Below are 15,781 nucleotides of genomic sequence, written 5' to 3'. Positions count from 1 at the left end.
ACATGACCCGTTCGAGGATGGGACGAGCCGGCCCAGATACCCCGCGCCGCGCAACGCGCCCCCGGGGAACCCGCAGGCCCTCCGCGCCCGCGGCCTGATCCGCGCCTCCAAATCCCGACGACCGCCCCCAGCTCCGAGACCGATCATGACCAAGGCCCTCGAAGGCGTCCGCATCCTGGACTTCACCCACGTTCAATCCGGCCCGACCTGCACCCAGCTCCTCGCCTGGTTCGGTGCCGACGTGATCAAGGTCGAGCGGCCCGGCGTGGGCGACGCCACGCGCCAGCAGCTCCAGGACCTCCCGGACGTGGACAGCCTCTATTTCACGATGCTGAACCACAACAAGCGCTCGATCACGCTGGATTCGAAGAACCCGAAGGGCAAGGAGGTCCTCTGGCGCCTGATCGCGGAATGCGACGTGCTCGTCGAGAATTTCGCCCCCGGGGCGCTCGCCCGGATGGGCCTGACCTGGGAGAAGATCCACGCGGCCAACCCGCGGATGATCCTGGCCTCCGTCAAGGGTTTCGGGCCCGGCCGCTACGAGGATTGCAAGGTCTACGAGAACGTCGCGCAATGTGCGGGCGGTTCGGCCTCGACCACCGGATTCCGTGACGGCATCCCGATGGTCACCGGCGCGCAGATCGGCGATTCCGGAACCGGGCTGCACCTCGCCCTCGGCATCGTGACCGCCCTCTACCACCGCACCCAGAGCGGCCTCGGCCAGAAGGTCGACTGCGCCATGCAGGACGGCGTGCTCAACCTGTGCCGGGTGAAGCTGCGCGACCAGCAGCGTCTGGAGCATGGCCCGCTGAAGGAATACAGCCAGTTCGGCGAGGGCATCCCGTTCGGCGAGGCGACCCCGCGGGCGGGCAACGATTCCGGCGGCGGCCAGCCCGGCCGCATCCTGCGCTGCAAGGGCTGGGAGCAGGATCCCAACGCCTACATCTACGTGATCACCCAGGCTGCGGTCTGGGAGCCGATCTGCGACATCATCGGCGAGCCCAGCTGGAAGGCCGATCCGAACTACGCGACGCCGAAGGCGCGCCTGCCGCACCTCAACGAGATCTTCACGCGGATCGAGGCGTGGACGATGAAGGTGTCGAAGTTCGAGGCGATGGACACCCTGAACAAGCACGACATCCCCTGCGGGCCGATCCTGTCGATGAAGGAGATCGCCGAGGACGAGGCCCTGCGGAAGACCGGCACCATCGTGGAGGTCGATCACCCGACCCGCGGCAAGTACCTGACGGTGGGCAACCCCATCAAGCTCTCGGCGAGCCCGAGCGACGTGGTGCGCTCGCCGCTGCTCGGCGAGCACACGGAGGAGATCCTGCGCAGCGTGCTCGGCTACTCCGAATCGGAGTTCGACGAGATCGCGAATTCGGGGGCGATCGGGTCGGTCCAGAAGATCGCTGCGGAATGAACTAATCGCCGCCGCCAACGGCTGCGATCGGATATCGCGGTCACCCTGGGCGGCCTGGTCGGGCCGCCCGAAGCGCCGCGTCCCGGATATCGGAACCGGCGCGACGACCTGCTGTTTTGAGTCGCATCGTCCGTCTCCGAGCGCCGATGACCGCATATCGGGACGGGTCTCGCTCCGCTCGGAGTTTCCTCATCTGTCCCCACGGCCCGGGTGGGACGACGCTCAGGAGCTTGCATGCGCATCGCCTTCATCGGTCAGCAGGATTTCGGAAAAGCCGTGCTGGAGGCGTTCTTGAAGCGGGGCGACACGGTGGCCGCCGTCTTCTGCGCGCCGGAGAAACCGGGCGCGAAGCCGGACGTCCTGAAGACCGCGGCGGAGGAGAAGGGGCTCCCGGTCTTCCAGTTCCCCAGCCTGAAGAGTCCCGAGGCCGAGGCGGCGATGCGCGGCCTCGACACCGATATCGGCATCATGGCTTATGTCCTGCAGTTCGCGCCCCAGAGCTTCGTCAGCATCCCGAAGCACGGCACGATCCAGTATCATCCGAGCCTGCTGCCGCGCTATCGCGGGCCGTCGTCGATCAACTGGCCGATCGCCCGGGGCGATGTCCAGACGGGCCTCACGATCTTCCGGCCGACGGACGGGCTCGATGAGGGGCCGGTGATCCTCCAGAAGACCTGCCCCATCGGCGCAGACGCGACGTTGGGCGAGGTCTATTTCGATGCCCTCTTCCCGATGGGGGTGGACGCGATGCTCGAAGCGGCCGACCTCGTCGTGGCCGGCCAGCACATCGAGGTCGATCAGGATGAGGACGCGGCGACCTACGAGGGCTGGTTCCGCGCCGCCGAGGCCGAGATTCATTGGTCGGCCCATGCCGAGCAGATCTACAACCTGATCCGCGCGGCCAACCCCGCCCCCGGGGCCTGGACCACCCTCGATGGCCGGAAGCTCCAGATCTTCGATGCCTGCCTGCACCCGGTACGGCGGCTGGCCGACGTGAAGGGCAAGCCCGGCGAGGTGATCGCCGTCGATGAGGACGGGTTCAGCGTCTGCGCGCAGGGCGGCCGGATCGCGATCCGCAAGGTCAAGGCGGAGGGCGGCAAGAAGGTCTCGGCCGCCGAGTATGCCAAGGAGACGGGGCTCGCAGTCGGTCAGACGCTCGGCCGCTGAGGCGGCCGAGGGCTCTCAACCGCGGTCCCGATCCGGTCCGGCGGCATTCAGCCCATAGCCGCGAAAGCGTTCGACCGTTGTGCCGATCTCGTGATCGGACAGGATCGTCGGCGTGCCGACCTGAAGCGCCACCGCGTATTGGTGGCAGAGCGTCTCCAACTCGACGGCGAGCCAGAGGGCCTTCTCCAGGTTCGCCCCCGCGGCGATCATGCCGTGATTGGCCAGGAGGCAGACTGTGCGGTCGGCGAGCGCAGCGAGCGCGAGATCCGACAGCTCCGCGGTACCGTAGGGCGCATAGGGGGCGCAACGCACGTTCGGCCCCCCGAAGACCGCGATCATGTAGTGGACCGCCGGGATCTCCCTTCGGCACAGGGCGAAGGCCGTGCAGTAGACCGGATGTGCATGGACGACGGCGCCGCAATCCCGCCGGGACGCGAGGATGTCGCGATGGAAGCGCCATTCCGATGAGGGCTTCTGATCCGGCGGGTGCGTGCCGTCGAGGGCCATGGAGACCACGTCGTCCGGCCCCATCCGCGCCGTGGGCAGGCCCGAGGGCGTGATCAGCAGGCCGTCGCGGAAGCGCACCGAGACGTTGCCGGAGGTGCCGCGGTTCAACCCCTGCGCGTCGAGATCCCGCGCCGCCGCCACGACGCTCTCCCGCGCGCTGCGCTCGTCCCTGTCCATGACCGATCTCCGGAAGGCCCGGCTCCGGGTAGGCGCAAAAGCCCGACGCCGTAAAGGCGCCGGGCTCTCCGGTGCGCGCGCGGCGGGTTACTGGGCCAGCGCCGGGGCGAGGCTGGTGTCACGCTTCCCGGTGTAGGCCGCGCGCATCGGCTTCAGCACGAAGAGCGCCAGCAGGGCCGCCAGGATGTTGAGCGCGGCGGCCGCCAGGAACACCGTGTGCCAGCTTCCGGTCATGGTCGTGAGCACGCTGGTATACGGGACGATGAGCGCCGCCGTGCCCTTGGCGGTGTAGAGCAGGCCGGCGTTGGTGGCCGCGTATTTCGACCCGAAGGTGTCGCCGCAGGTGGCGGGGAACAGCGAGTAGATCTCGCCCCAGGCGAAGAACACGAGGCCGGTCAGCAGCACGAAGGCGATCGGGTTCTGGCCGAGCTGGCTGAGCGCGTAGATGCCGAGCCCCTCGATGGCGAAGGCGACGAACATCGTGTTCTCGCGCCCGATATGGTCCGAGACCCAGCCGAAGAACGGCCGCGTGACGCCGTTGAGTACCCGGTCGAGGGTCGCCGCGAAGGTCAGCGCCGGCAGCGTGATCCCGAGCAGCGAGACCGGCACGTCGGCGATCTTGAAGTCCTTTGCGATGGGGCCGAGCTGCGCGGTCGCCATCAGGCCGCCGGCGGCCATCATGACGAACATGGCGTACATCACCCAGAAGATCGGCGTGCGCACCATCTCGGAGGGCTTGAAGTCGCGCTTCGACTGGCTGACCCGGGCGACCTCCGGGACCTGACCCTTGGCCGGCGCCCGCAGGAACAGCGCGATCAGCATGACGATGACGCCCTGCCCGATGCCGAAGGCGAAGAACGCGGCCTCGTAGCCCTGGGCTTTGATCATCGCCTGGATCGGCACGACGGTCAGCGCCGAGCCGGCGCCGAAGCCCATCGCGGTGATGCCGGCGGCGAGGCCGCGGCGGTCCGGGAACCACTTCAGCGAGTTGCCCACGCAGGTCCCGTAGACCGCGCCGGCCCCGGTCCCGCCGATGGCGGCGGCGATGTAGAGCATGGTGAGGGTGTCGGCGTAGGCGTTCATCACCCAAGCGACGCCGCAGAGCAGCCCGCCGAACAGGGTGACGATGCGCGGGCCGTACTTGTCGACGAACCAGCCCTCGATCGGGACCAGCCACGTCTCCGTGACCACGAACAGCGTGAAGGCGACCTGGATCGCCGCCCGGTCCCAGCCGTGGCGCTCCTGCATTGGATTGACGAAGAAGGTCCAGCCGTACTGCATGTTGGCGATCATGCACATGCAGACGACGCCGAAGGCGAGTTGCAGCCAGCGGCCGCGCCCCACGGGTCTGCGGATCTCGGACATTCGCTTCCCTCCCAGCCAGTTTTATTGTTGTCGATGATCTTGTGCGGTCTGTATGCCCCGCCATGCTACGCAGCGGCAGAGCAAAGCGACCGCCGTGCGTTGAAAAATTCTTGCGTCACCGTAAAATTAAGTCTTCCGGTCCGAAGTCGTGCTGCTCGAACGACTTCGACAACAATTGGTCGACGGTATGCCAGCAGAATGGTGCTTATATTGCGGGTTCGTGTCAATCGGACTTGCAGAAAAATACATGGTCCCGGCTCGGGATTAAGGAGGCGGTTCGGGACGTGAGGCCAGACATGGCCCGGCGGCGGTGTCTTGCGACTATGTGCGCTCCGGGCGTCACGTCCCCGTCAGAGGTCTGTGGGCGTGGTCCGAGCTCGACTAGGATCCGGATAAGGTTTGCGTTAGTCCACAGAGGCGCGCACGACTGAGAATGCGTGCGGTACATCATGCATGTGAGCCGCCGGACCAGGGATGTCGAACTCCGAACCGCTGAGCGTGAAGCCGATCGTTGCCAGTTCAAGTCTCCGGACCTTGGCCTATGAGGCACTCAAGACGGCCATCACCAACATGGACATCTATGGGCGGCCGGACGAGGTGCGGCTCGACGAGCGCAAGCTCTCGCAAGATCTGGGCGTCAGCCGCACACCGGTGCGCGAGGCGCTGACGGTTCTCGAGCAGGAGGGCTTCGTCCGCTCGGAGGCGCGGCGCGGCGTGTTCGTGATCAAGAAGAACAAGCGCGAGATCGTCGGCATGATCCACGCCTGGACGGCGCTGGAGAGCATGGCGGCCCGGCTGGCCTGTACCGGAGCCACGGATGCGCAGTTGCGGTCCCTGCGGGATTCGTTCCCGGAGTTTTACGAAGGCCAACCGTCCGAACACATCGACGAATACTCGGATGCCAACATCCGCTTCCACCAGCGGATCATCGCGCTCGGCCATTGCGAGGCGATCGCCGACCTCACGAGCAATCTCCTGATGCATGTCCGCGGCATCCGCAGCACGGCGCTGCGCCAGGGCGATCGGGCGGAGCGGTCGATCCGCGAGCACGTGGCCATCATCGCTGCGCTCGAAGCCCGGGATGCCGATCTGGCCGAGCGGCTCGTGCGCGAGCACGGGCTCGGCCTCGCCCAGCACGTCGACACCTACGGCGATTACCTCGACTGATCGCAGCTGGACTGCCCCCTCGGGGAGCGCCGAGCGCATCCGCATGCCGCCCGGTTATGGAAAGCGGTCGCGCCTGAACGGGGCTGTGTCGCGGGCGATGCTGCGATCCGAGGAATTTCGCCGGGGCATCGGCCGACCGCACCGCAGCATGTCGGCAAGATCTGCGCGGTCCGCGACCTTGGCGCTCTGTACCCCGCGCCCGTCCAACGACATCGCGAACCGGTGTTTTGAGCCCTGACGTTGCGTCATGCACCGGCGGCATAGTCGGCATTCCGTATCTGGTATACCAGGTTGCGAAGCGGCATGACATCTACCGCATCGCAACATACGGCCTGTCCCGCCGCTTCGGAGTGCCCCCCATGATCGCCAGCTTCGCTCTGATCTTCGTCGCGTTCGCGGCCTGCCAGGCCGTCCTCACCGTCAAGTTCGCGGATTTCGTGAGCCCGGCCGGCGATTCGGATCGCGCCGCCGCCGCGCCCGCGCGCGCCGTGGGCAGCGCCAGACTCGCCTGACATCGATTGCTCGGATCGCGCTGACTGCTTAGGGTTAACACTTTCCTCGGAACTTCCCGTTAGGGTCAACGCATCGTTGACCAAGCGGGCGGGGAGCAACCGTGTTGGCCCTCGGCGCGACAGATGGAACATTGAACCAGCCGTTCGTCCTGCTGATCTCCGATCGGCCGACGGAGCGGGCGGCGCTGGAGCGGGCCATCGCGCTGGTGATGGATTGCCGCGCCCTCGCGCCCCAGGCCGCGATCCCGACCGCGCGGCCTCACCTCATCCTCCTCGACGTGCCGCCGGACCGGGCCGCCGCGCTCGAACCGGCCCTCACCTTCCCGCGGCCGCCGGTGCCGCGTCTGGTCCTGGCCCGCGGCGCAGGTCCGATGCCGCCCGCCCCGCATCTGCGTCAGATTCCCGCCGCCGCTCCGCGCCAGATCGTCCTGGCGAACGCCTTCGCCATGATCGAGGAGGCGACGCGATCGGTGGCGACGCGTGAGCGACGATTGCTGGAGCAGGTGACCGGCGCCACCGCGATCGTGACCGAACTGTTCGACAGCGCCGCCCTCGGGGCCGGGCTCCAGCGGGCCGATGTCGAACGGGGGACCGAACTGGTGCTCGCCGCCGTGTCGGAAGCGGGTATCGGCGCTTGGCTCGACGCGGTCTGGCGCCACGATATCGGCGTGTATCAGCACACGCTCGGTGTCGCCGGCCACGCCGCGACCTTCGGATCGCAGATCGGCCTGAGCCGCGGCGATCTCAGTCGGCTCGTTCGCGCCGCCCTGCTGCACGACATCGGCAAGTCGCGGATCCCGGTCGAGATCCTCAACAAGCCGGGGCCGCTCGATCCCGAGGAATTGCGGCTGATGCAGCGCCATCCCGATATCGGCGCCGCCTTGCTGCTGGCGCAGGGGGAGTTCGAGGGCGCGGTGATCGACGTGGTGCGCCACCATCACGAGCGGCTCGACGGCAAGGGATACCCGGACCGCCTCGCGGGCGCGGCCGTCACCGACCTCGTCCGGATCGTCAGCATCTGCGACGTGTTCTCGGCCCTGACCGAGCGCCGCACCTATCGGCAGCCCGCCACCGCCGCGGAGGCCCTGGCCATCATGGTCGAGAGCCATGGCCATCTCGACACCGATCTCCTGCGCGCCTTCGCGCCGGCGATGCTCGGGGGCAACGCCCTGGCGGCCTGACCGCAGCGGGCGTGGCGCCGCGGCCACGACCGTGGCCAACGGACCGCGCCCCTCCGAGCCCGCCGCGCTTTCGCCGCAAGGCGGCCGGAGGGAGGCTGGCGATTTCCTCGAACCCGCTGTCCGGACCGTGCCGATCCTCACCCGCACCCTCGCCGCCGCCTTGCTGCTCGCCCTCGCCGGATGCGGCGGCCTGTCCTTCACCCCCGAGCCGAGCGTCGAGAACGCGACGCAGACCACGGTTCTGGACGAGGTCGCGGCTGCGGCGGCGATCTCGGCCTACCGCGTCCAGCACGGCTTGAGCCCGGTGATCGTCGATCCGACCCTGGTCAAGGCGGCGGCCTTCCAGGCGGGCAACAATGCCCGCAACGGGCAGCTCAGCCACGAGATCGGAGGCAGCTTCACGTCGCGCATGGCGTCGGCGGGTCTGGCGAAGTCCTATGCGGCCGAGAATCTCAGCGCCGGCTCCGAGACCCTGGAGCAGGTGCTCGCCCGGTGGAAGGCCAGCCCCGAGCACAACAGGAACATGCTGATCCCGCAGATCCGCCGGATCGGCATCGCCCGGGTGGACGCCCCCGGCACCCGATACAAGCGGTTCTGGGCGCTGGTGATGGCCGGCGCCTGAGGCCGATCAGGGATCTGCAAGCGCCAGATCCACGATCCGCAGCTGCGCCCGTTCGGCACCGCGCCAACGGTCGCACGACAGGGTACCGGCGACGTGCATCTCGCGCCCGATCCCGTTCAGCAGGGCGAGGCCGAGGGGCCGCTCCGCGGCCCGGAAGCAGATCGCCCCCACGGCCTGCCCATCGCGGCTGCGCAGGCGCGCCCGGACGTGGCTCGACCCGACCAAGGCCGCATCGACGAGCCGGTGCCGTCCGAGGGCGAAGACCGGCTCCGGCGCGCCCTGTCCGAACGGGCCGGCCCGCTGGAGCAGCCGGACGGTCTCGGCCGTGGCGCCGCCGGCGCTGAGTCCGCCGTCGATCAGCAGGGCCTCCGCCGACCGTGCCAGGGCGATGCTGGCCCCGAGGAGGGCGGTGAGATGCGCCTCGAAGCGCGGGATGTCGTCGGCCCGCAGGGTCACGCCCGCCGCCATGGCGTGCCCGCCGCCCTTGCTGGCGATCCGGGCCTCCACGCAGGCGCGCACCGCGAGGCCGAGATCCGCCCCGGGGATCGAACGGCCCGAGCCGGTGGCGCTGCCGTCCGGACGGATCGCGAAGGCGAAGGCCGGCCGGTTGAAACGGTCCTTCAGCCGCGATGCAATCAGGCCGACGATGCCCGGGTGCCATGCCGCGTTCGCCGCGACCAGCACGGCCCGGGCGGGATCGCGGGTCACCGCGTGGTCCATCTCGGCCTCGGCCTCCATCACGGCCTGCGCTTCGATGGCCTGACGCTCGCGGTTCAAGTGATCGAGATCGGCGGCGATACGGGTGGCCTCGTGCGGATCGGCCGTGGTCAGCAGCCGGGCGCCGAGGGCCGCATCGCCGATGCGACCACCGGCATTGATGCGCGGCCCGAGCACGAAGCCGAGATGCCACGCCTCGGGCGGCTCACTGAGCGAGGCGGCGTCGAGGAGCGCCGCCAGGCCGGTCCGGCCGCGATGGCGCATCACCGTCAGCCCCTGGGTCACGAAGGCCCGGTTGAGGCCGGTGAGCGGCACCACGTCGGCGACGGTGGCGAGGGCCACGAGGTCGAGGGCATCGGTCAGGACCGGCTCGGGGCGGTCCGGTCCGAAGAATCCCTCCTGCCGCAGGGCGCGGCTGAGGGCGACGAGGGTCAGGAACACGACACCGGCCGCGCAGAGATGGCCGAGGCCCGAGAGATCGTCGAGGCGGTTCGGATTCACCACGGCGCGGGCCGGGGGCAGCACCTCGGCGGCGGCGTGGTGATCGAGGACGATCACGTCGAGGCCCGATTTCTCGGCCTCCTCCAGGGGGCCGTGGCCGCTGGTCCCGCAATCGACGCAGACCAGCAGGGTCGCGCCGTCCGCCGCGAGCGCGGTGATCGCCGCGATGTTGGGACCGTAACCCTCGGTGATCCGGTCCGGGATGTGGATCGGCACCTGAAGGCCGAGGCTGCGGAGATAGCCGGCCAGGAGGGCGGCGCTCGCGGCACCGTCGACGTCGTAATCGCCGAACACCGCCACGGTCTCCCGCCGCCGCACGGCGCGCATGAGGCGGCGGACGGCCGCATCCATGTCGAGCAGCGTGTCGGGATCCGGCATCAGGTCGCGCAGGCGCGGCGCGAGGTGACGCGCGGCGTCCTCCGGGGCCACGCCCCGGCCGGCGAGGACGCGGGCGAGCAGCTCCGGCAGCCCGTGGGCCTGCACCATCTTGGCGATGTGGTTCTGGACGGCCGCGCCGCCGCAACGCTCCTGCCAGCGTCGGCCGGTCACGGAGGCGGCGACACCCAGGAAGGGCGGCGGATCGGCGAGGAGCGCGGCGCAGGACACGGGGCCATCCTACACGGGCCGGATCACGGAATCCCGGGCCTGGCCGCAACAGCCGGCTGCGCCGAGACGACCAATCCCTGAAACGAGACGGGGCGGGCATCGCTGCCCGCCCCGGCCGACCGCGCGCGGGTCGGTGCTTCAGAGTGCCTTGAGGATGTTGTCGACGACCTTCTTGGCGTCGCCGAACAGCATCATCGTGTTGTCGCGGAAGAACACCTCGTTCTCGACGCCCGCGTAGCCGGAGCCCATGCCGCGCTTGATGAACAGCACGGTCTTGGCCTTCTCCACGTCGAGGATCGGCATGCCGTAGATCGGCGAGGCCTTGTCGGTCTTGGCCGCCGGGTTGGTGACGTCGTTGGCGCCGATCACGAAGGCGACGTCCGCCTGCGGGAACTCGCCGTTGATGTCCTCGAGTTCGAACACCTCGTCGTAGGGCACGTTGGCCTCCGCGAGGAGCACGTTCATGTGGCCCGGCATGCGGCCCGCCACCGGGTGGATGGCGTATTTCACGTCGACGCCCTCCTTCTTCAGCATGTCGGCCATCTCGCGGAGCGAATGCTGCGCCTGGGCGACCGCCATGCCGTAGCCCGGGACGATGATGACCCGCTCGGCGTTCTTCATAATGTAGGCGGCATCGTCCGACGAACCCTGCTTCACGGGCCGCGTCTCGACCTGCCCGCCGGCGGCGGACGCCGCGGCATCGCCGCCGAAGCCGCCGAGGATGACCGAGATGAACGACCGGTTCATCGCGTGGCACATGATGTAGGACAGGATCGCGCCCGAGGAGCCCACCAGCGAGCCGGTAATGATCAGCGCGAGATTGCCCAGGGTGAAGCCGATCCCCGCCGCGGCCCAGCCCGAGTAGGAGTTGAGCATCGACACGACCACCGGCATGTCGGCGCCGCCGATCGGGATGATGATCAGGCCGCCGAGAACCAGCGCGACGATGACGATCAGCCAGAACAGGGCCTTCGACTCGGTGCCGATGAACAGGGCGATCAGCAGCACGAGGCCGGCGGCCAGCAGCGCGTTGATGAGATGGCGCTGGGGTAGCATGATCGGCTTGCCGGACATCCGCCCGTCGAGCTTGGCGAAGGCGATCACCGAGCCGGTGAAGGTGATGGCGCCGATGGCGACGCCGAGCCCCATCTCGAACAGCGACTGCTTGTGGAAGTGGCCGTTCTCGATGATGCCGAACGCCTGTGGCGCGTAGAGGGCACCCGCCGCCACGAACACCGCCGCGAGGCCGACCAGCGAGTGGAAGGCCGCCACCAGCTGCGGCATGGCGGTCATCGGCACGCGCTTGGCGATCACGGCGCCGGCGCCGCCGCCGATGCCGAGACCCAGCAGAACCAGGATCCAGGCGCCGAACCCGGCCGGCGGATGGCCGACCAGGGTGGTCAGGATCGCCAGCCCCATGCCGATCATGCCGTACAGGTTGCCCTGCCGGGAGGTGGTGGGGTGCGAGAGCCCCCGCAGCGCCATGATGAACAGGACGCCGGCGACGATATACAGAAGGGAAGAGACGTTCTCTGACACCGGCTCAGCCCTTCTTCTTGTACATGCCGAGCATGCGCTGCGTGACCAGGAAGCCGCCGAAGATGTTCACGCTGGCCAGCACGATGCCGATGAAGCCGAAGAACCGGGCGAAGCCGGTGCCCTTCTCGATCAGCGGGACGCCGACCGCGAGGATCGCACCGACGATGATCACCGAGGAGATCGCGTTGGTGACCGACATCAGCGGGGTGTGGAGGGCCGGGGTCACCGACCAGACCACGTAGTAGCCGACGAAGATCGCCAGCACGAAGATCGCCAGACGGAACACCGTGGGGTCGACGGCACCGCCGGTGGCGGCACTGAGGCCGTGGCCCATGCCGTCGGCGATGGCCTGGGCCTGATCGGCGGCGTTGCGCGCCACGTCGGCGGCGGCGCGGGCGGCGTCGGCCAGCACGCGGGCCTGATCGGTCGCCTGATCGGGAGGGATGATGACGGTTGCCATTCTGCTACTCCTCTCGACGGGGGATCACTGCGCGCCCGCCGGGGCGGCCGTGCCGGACGCCTTGTTGGCCTCCGACTTGGACAGGCCCACGGACGCGGCTTCCGACGCGGCGCCGTCGCTCTTGGACTGGAAGGATGCGTGGGTGACCGAGCCATCCCGGGTCAGGTTCGTGGCCTTGACCAGCTCGTCGTCCCACTTGATGGCCAGCGCCTTCGACTCCTTGTCGATCAGGGTCTCGACGAAGGCGTAGAGGTTGCGCGCGTAGAGGCTGGACGCGGTGGCGGCGAGCCGGCCCGCCACGTTGACGTGGCCGACGATCTTCACGCCGCGCTCGTTGGTGACGACTTCGCCCGCCTTGGCGCCGGCGACGTTTCCGCCGCGCTCGACTGCGAGGTCGACCAGGACCGAGCCCGGCTTCATGGACGCCACCATCTCCTCGGAGACGAGCTTCGGCGCCGGGCGGCCGGGGATCAGCGCCGTGGTGATGACGATGTCCTGCTTGGCGATGTGACCCTTCACCAGCTCGGCCTGCTTGGCCTGATAGCCGGCCGACATCTCCTTGGCATAGCCGCCCTTGGTCTCGGCCTGCTTGAACTCGTCGTCCTCCACCGCGACGAACTTCGCGCCGAGGGACTCGACCTGCTCCTTGGTGGCCGGGCGCACGTCGGTGGCGGTCACGATGGCGCCGAGGCGGCGCGCGGTGGCGATGGCCTGGAGACCCGCGACGCCCACGCCCATCACGAAGACGCGGGCCGCCGGGACCGTCCCGGCGGCGGTCATCATCATCGGCATGGCGCGGCCGTACTCGGCGGCACCATCCACGACCGCGCGGTAGCCGGCGAGGTTCGCCTGCGAGGACAGCACGTCCATGACCTGCGCGCGGGTGATGCGGGGCATCAACTCCATGGCGAAGCCGGCCACGCCGGCATCGGCCATCGCCTTGAGGGCGTCCTCGTTGCCGTAGGGGTCCATGATCGCCACCACGGTGGCGCCGTGCTTGAACAGCGGCAGCTCTTCTGCGCTCGGGCGCCGGACCTTGAGGACGAGATCGGCGTCGCGCGCGGCGTCTGCGGCGCTGCCGGCCACCTCGGCGCCGGCCGCCTCGTACTCACCATCGAGAAAACCGGCTTTCATGCCGGCGCCGGACTGCACCACCACGTCGGCACCGAGGGCCTTGAACTTCTTGACGGTCTCCGGAACCGCGGCCACGCGCGGTTCCGCGGAGTCCGTCTCGGACAGCACAGCGATGCGCATGCGAGGTTTCCCCTGGATAAGCTCGGCCCTTCGAATGCGCGAACCGACGCGGCTTTTCGAGACTGGGACCGGCGATGAAATAATGAAACCGCGTTGAATGTAACTTGTGGCCAATCGAATCGAGAGCCACGCGTTAGCGCCCCGGGCCGATCACCGGGCGTGCAGCCCGTCGGCGGGAGGCGGCCGGGGCCGCCCCGGCGGATTCAGGCGAAGAACAGGTACAGCAGGAGCAGGATTGCGACGACGAGCGGGCCGCGCCAGCCGACGGCGGGCGCCAGGGCCCCAACGGCGCCGGCCGCGCCCGCGAGGATCACCCCGAGGATCGCCAGCAGCCACGCCTCACGGATCCCGCCGATGGCGAGGGCCAGAACCCAGCAGATCACGACGCCGGTGGCGATCTCGACGAAGCGGACGAAGCCGCGATAGGTCTGCTCGTGGGTCTTCGCGTCCATCGCCGGGCTGTAGGTGTGCCCGGCCACCGTCTCACTCTCGGCCATCGTGCGCTCGTGTCCCTAGACGCGACTTCTTGCGGTCACGGTGGGATGTAGCTCAAGCGTTTATCTGCCGCAATCGGACGCCCGCAATTGATCACGCCCCAATCGGCTGCCGAGCCGTTCAAGCGGGCGTGGCCAACCCCGCCGCGGTGAGGGCGCGGCCCTGGCGCTTCGCCAGTTCGTCCAGGGAGAAATGCTCGATCTCCGCCTCGAACAGCCGGTGGTAGTTCAGCTCCGAGCGCAGGTGGAGGAACACGGCGCCAAGCCCCACCGCCGCGCGATCCATGAACACAAATTCCTGAGGCACCGTCACCGGCCCCCGTTCCTTGAGGGCCTGATGCACCTGGAAGGCCTGGTGGCGGCCGTAATCCCCCGGCTTCACCCCGTCTGCGACGGTGCGGGTCCGATCCTCCAGGAGCGGGCCGTAGATGAACCGCGCCCAGATGTTCAGGATGTCGATCTTCTCCTTGTCGAGGGCCTTGAAGCCCCAGACCTCGTAGGCATGGACGATGCGGGCCGAATCGCCCTCGAGGAGGCCGCGGTAGAGGTCCACGACGCCGCCGACGAAGCGAGGATGGAAGATCCGCACGCAGCCGTAATCGAGCAGGTTGATGCCGGCCGCCTCCCCGCCCTCGGAGAAGACCGTGTAATTGCCGAGATGCGGATCGCCGTGGATCACGGCGGCCCGGCTGAACGGATGCCACCACGCCTTGAACATCGCCTGCGCGATGCGGTTGCGGATCTCGACCGGCTCCTCGGCGAAGCCCAGGATCTTGTCGCCGTCGAGCCAGCCGAGGGTCAGCAGGCGCTTGGTGGACAGGTCCGGGAAGACGCTGGGGACGCGCACCGCCGCGATGTCCTTGAGCACGGCGCCGTACAGGGTGGCGTGCTTGGCCTCCCGCTCGTAATCGAGCTCCTCGCGTACCCGGGCCCCAATCTCCTTGGCGATCTCGCGCGTATCGAGCCAGGAATTCATCCGGCGGTGGAGGGCGAACGCCACCTCCAGTTGCTTGAGGTCGGCCTCGACGGCCGATTGCATGTCCGGATATTGGAGCTTGCAGGCGAGCCGTGTTCCATCCTGTCCGGTGGCGCGATGGACCTGACCGAGGGAGGCCGCGGCGGCGGGCTTCAGGTCGAAACTGCCGAACCGCTGCTGCCATCCGGCGCCCAGCTCGGACTGCATCCGGCGCTTCACGAAGGCCGCGCCCATGGGCGGCGCGTCGGCCTGGAGCTTCTGGAGTTCGGCGGCGTATTCGGGGGGCAGCAGGTCCGGGACGGTGGCCAGGAGCTGGGCCACCTTCATGATCGGGCCCTTCAGCCCGCCGAGCGCCTGGGCGAGCGCCGCGGCGTTGGTGGTGCCCTCCTTGCCGAACAGCCGCGACATGGCCATCCGCGCGGCGACACCGCCGACATTGGCGCCGACGCTGGCGTAACGCCCGGCGCGGGCGGAGAAGCGGTTGGCTTCGCGATCGGTCTCGGCCATTGTCCAGGATCTTCCTCGGTGCTGACGAGGACATAAGTCGTTCCGCACCGCGCACCAGACGGTAGGGGCGCTGCGCCGCGGCGGCTCAGGGCGCCGGCCCGTTGTCGCGGATCCAGCGGGCGAGGCCGGAATCGTCGATCGCGTCGGCCGCGAGGCCGCGTATCGTCACCGCGGCCTCGGCCTCGTCGGCGACGACGTCGTTGAGGCCCGGGACCGTGATGAGCCCCGGCAGGGCAGCCCCCTGTTGTGGTCGACGAACGGGTGGGTCTGGGCGATGCCGAACGCGTAAGCCGCGGCGCGTTCGATATCGGCGCCATCCTCGACATGGGCAACGCGGTTGATCGGCCGTCCCAGCGCCGATTCGAGCGCCCCCTCGTCACGTATGCCAGTGGGCCCGCCGAACTGCTTCCGGTGCAGCCCGTGGAACGCCGTGACGAGTTCGCCCGTGAGCCGGATGATCTCGCGATCGGTGGTCATCTCGCGAGTTCTGGCAGGGCGTTCCGATAGGTTTTTGTGGCCTTCTCCGCGACCTTCATGCCTTTCTCGAAGGCGGGGCCGTGGGACGACGGCCTGACGGAGCCGTCGGCGTCCTCGGTGACGCAGCGC

At 68.9% G+C, this 15,781-nt stretch carries 15 protein-coding genes; 6 read left to right on the top strand and 9 right to left on the bottom strand.

Features of this window, described 5'->3' with window-relative positions; genetic code table 11:
• The first annotated feature begins 145 nt into the window (after positions 1-145).
• Both frc and MKK69_RS07310 read left to right on the top strand, forming a co-directional pair.
• Positions 146-1,423, top strand: coding sequence for a formyl-CoA transferase (frc, locus tag MKK69_RS07315; RefSeq protein ID WP_243967100.1), 1,278 nt, complete (start codon positions 146-148; stop codon positions 1,421-1,423).
• Between the two features lie 234 nt (positions 1,424-1,657).
• Positions 1,658-2,590 carry a methionyl-tRNA formyltransferase gene (locus MKK69_RS07310; protein ID WP_243967099.1) on the top strand — a complete coding sequence of 311 codons (933 nt, stop codon included), beginning with the start codon at positions 1,658-1,660 and terminating at the stop codon, positions 2,588-2,590.
• 15 nt (positions 2,591-2,605) lie between these two features.
• Here the strand turns inward: MKK69_RS07310 and MKK69_RS07305 are convergent, their stop codons facing one another.
• Positions 2,606-3,274, bottom strand: coding sequence for a class II aldolase/adducin family protein (locus MKK69_RS07305; RefSeq protein WP_243967098.1), 669 nt, complete (start codon positions 3,272-3,274; stop codon positions 2,606-2,608).
• A gap of 87 nt (positions 3,275-3,361) precedes the next feature.
• Positions 3,362-4,639 (bottom strand): oxalate/formate MFS antiporter, encoded by a 1,278-nt coding sequence (gene oxlT, locus MKK69_RS07300; RefSeq protein ID WP_243967097.1) that lies wholly within the window; start codon positions 4,637-4,639, stop codon positions 3,362-3,364.
• 474 nt (positions 4,640-5,113) lie between these two features.
• Here oxlT and MKK69_RS07295 point away from each other — a divergent pair, with 474 nt between their 5' ends.
• From MKK69_RS07295 to MKK69_RS07280, 4 genes are all read left to right on the top strand, one after another.
• Positions 5,114-5,806 (top strand): GntR family transcriptional regulator, encoded by a 693-nt coding sequence (locus MKK69_RS07295; protein ID WP_243967096.1) that lies wholly within the window; start codon positions 5,114-5,116, stop codon positions 5,804-5,806.
• A gap of 359 nt (positions 5,807-6,165) precedes the next feature.
• Positions 6,166-6,318, top strand: a complete 153-nt coding sequence (locus MKK69_RS07290; RefSeq protein ID WP_243967095.1) for a hypothetical protein — start codon at positions 6,166-6,168, stop codon at positions 6,316-6,318.
• A 131-nt stretch (positions 6,319-6,449) separates the two neighbouring features.
• Positions 6,450-7,499 carry an HD-GYP domain-containing protein gene (locus MKK69_RS07285; protein ID WP_243967094.1) on the top strand — a complete coding sequence of 350 codons (1,050 nt, stop codon included), beginning with the start codon at positions 6,450-6,452 and terminating at the stop codon, positions 7,497-7,499.
• A 127-nt stretch (positions 7,500-7,626) separates the two neighbouring features.
• Positions 7,627-8,121: a CAP domain-containing protein gene (locus tag MKK69_RS07280; RefSeq protein ID WP_243967177.1), complete on the top strand. Its 495-nt coding sequence runs from the start codon at positions 7,627-7,629 to the stop codon at positions 8,119-8,121.
• Between the two features lie 6 nt (positions 8,122-8,127).
• Here MKK69_RS07280 and recJ read toward each other — a convergent pair whose 3' ends face one another.
• The 7 genes from recJ to MKK69_RS07245 all read right to left on the bottom strand — a co-directional run bounded on the left by recJ (position 8,128) and on the right by MKK69_RS07245 (position 15,652).
• Entirely contained in the window at positions 8,128-9,945 is a 1,818-nt protein-coding gene (gene recJ, locus MKK69_RS07275; protein ID WP_243967093.1) for a single-stranded-DNA-specific exonuclease RecJ, read from the bottom strand.
• A 138-nt stretch (positions 9,946-10,083) separates the two neighbouring features.
• Positions 10,084-11,484: an NAD(P)(+) transhydrogenase (Re/Si-specific) subunit beta gene (locus tag MKK69_RS07270; RefSeq protein WP_243967091.1), complete on the bottom strand. Its 1,401-nt coding sequence runs from the start codon at positions 11,482-11,484 to the stop codon at positions 10,084-10,086.
• A gap of 4 nt (positions 11,485-11,488) precedes the next feature.
• Positions 11,489-11,944 (bottom strand): proton-translocating transhydrogenase family protein, encoded by a 456-nt coding sequence (locus MKK69_RS07265; protein WP_243967089.1) that lies wholly within the window; start codon positions 11,942-11,944, stop codon positions 11,489-11,491.
• Positions 11,945-11,968: 24 nt separating this feature from the next.
• A complete protein-coding gene (locus tag MKK69_RS07260) occupies positions 11,969-13,198 on the bottom strand; it encodes a Re/Si-specific NAD(P)(+) transhydrogenase subunit alpha (protein WP_243967088.1) in 1,230 nt (409 codons plus the stop codon).
• A 203-nt stretch (positions 13,199-13,401) separates the two neighbouring features.
• Entirely contained in the window at positions 13,402-13,695 is a 294-nt protein-coding gene (locus MKK69_RS07255; RefSeq protein WP_243967087.1) for an aa3-type cytochrome c oxidase subunit IV, read from the bottom strand.
• Between the two features lie 118 nt (positions 13,696-13,813).
• Positions 13,814-15,175, bottom strand: coding sequence for an ABC1 kinase family protein (locus MKK69_RS07250; RefSeq protein WP_243967086.1), 1,362 nt, complete (start codon positions 15,173-15,175; stop codon positions 13,814-13,816).
• Positions 15,176-15,340: 165 nt separating this feature from the next.
• Positions 15,341-15,652 carry a type II toxin-antitoxin system death-on-curing family toxin gene (locus MKK69_RS07245; protein ID WP_243967085.1) on the bottom strand — a complete coding sequence of 104 codons (312 nt, stop codon included), beginning with the start codon at positions 15,650-15,652 and terminating at the stop codon, positions 15,341-15,343.
• Positions 15,653-15,781 lie beyond the last annotated feature (129 nt).

Source organism: Methylobacterium sp. J-026 (assembly GCF_022829585.1).
Taxonomy (GTDB): Bacteria; Pseudomonadota; Alphaproteobacteria; order Rhizobiales; family Beijerinckiaceae; genus Methylobacterium.
This window is presented reverse-complemented; position numbering and strand designations above follow the sequence as displayed.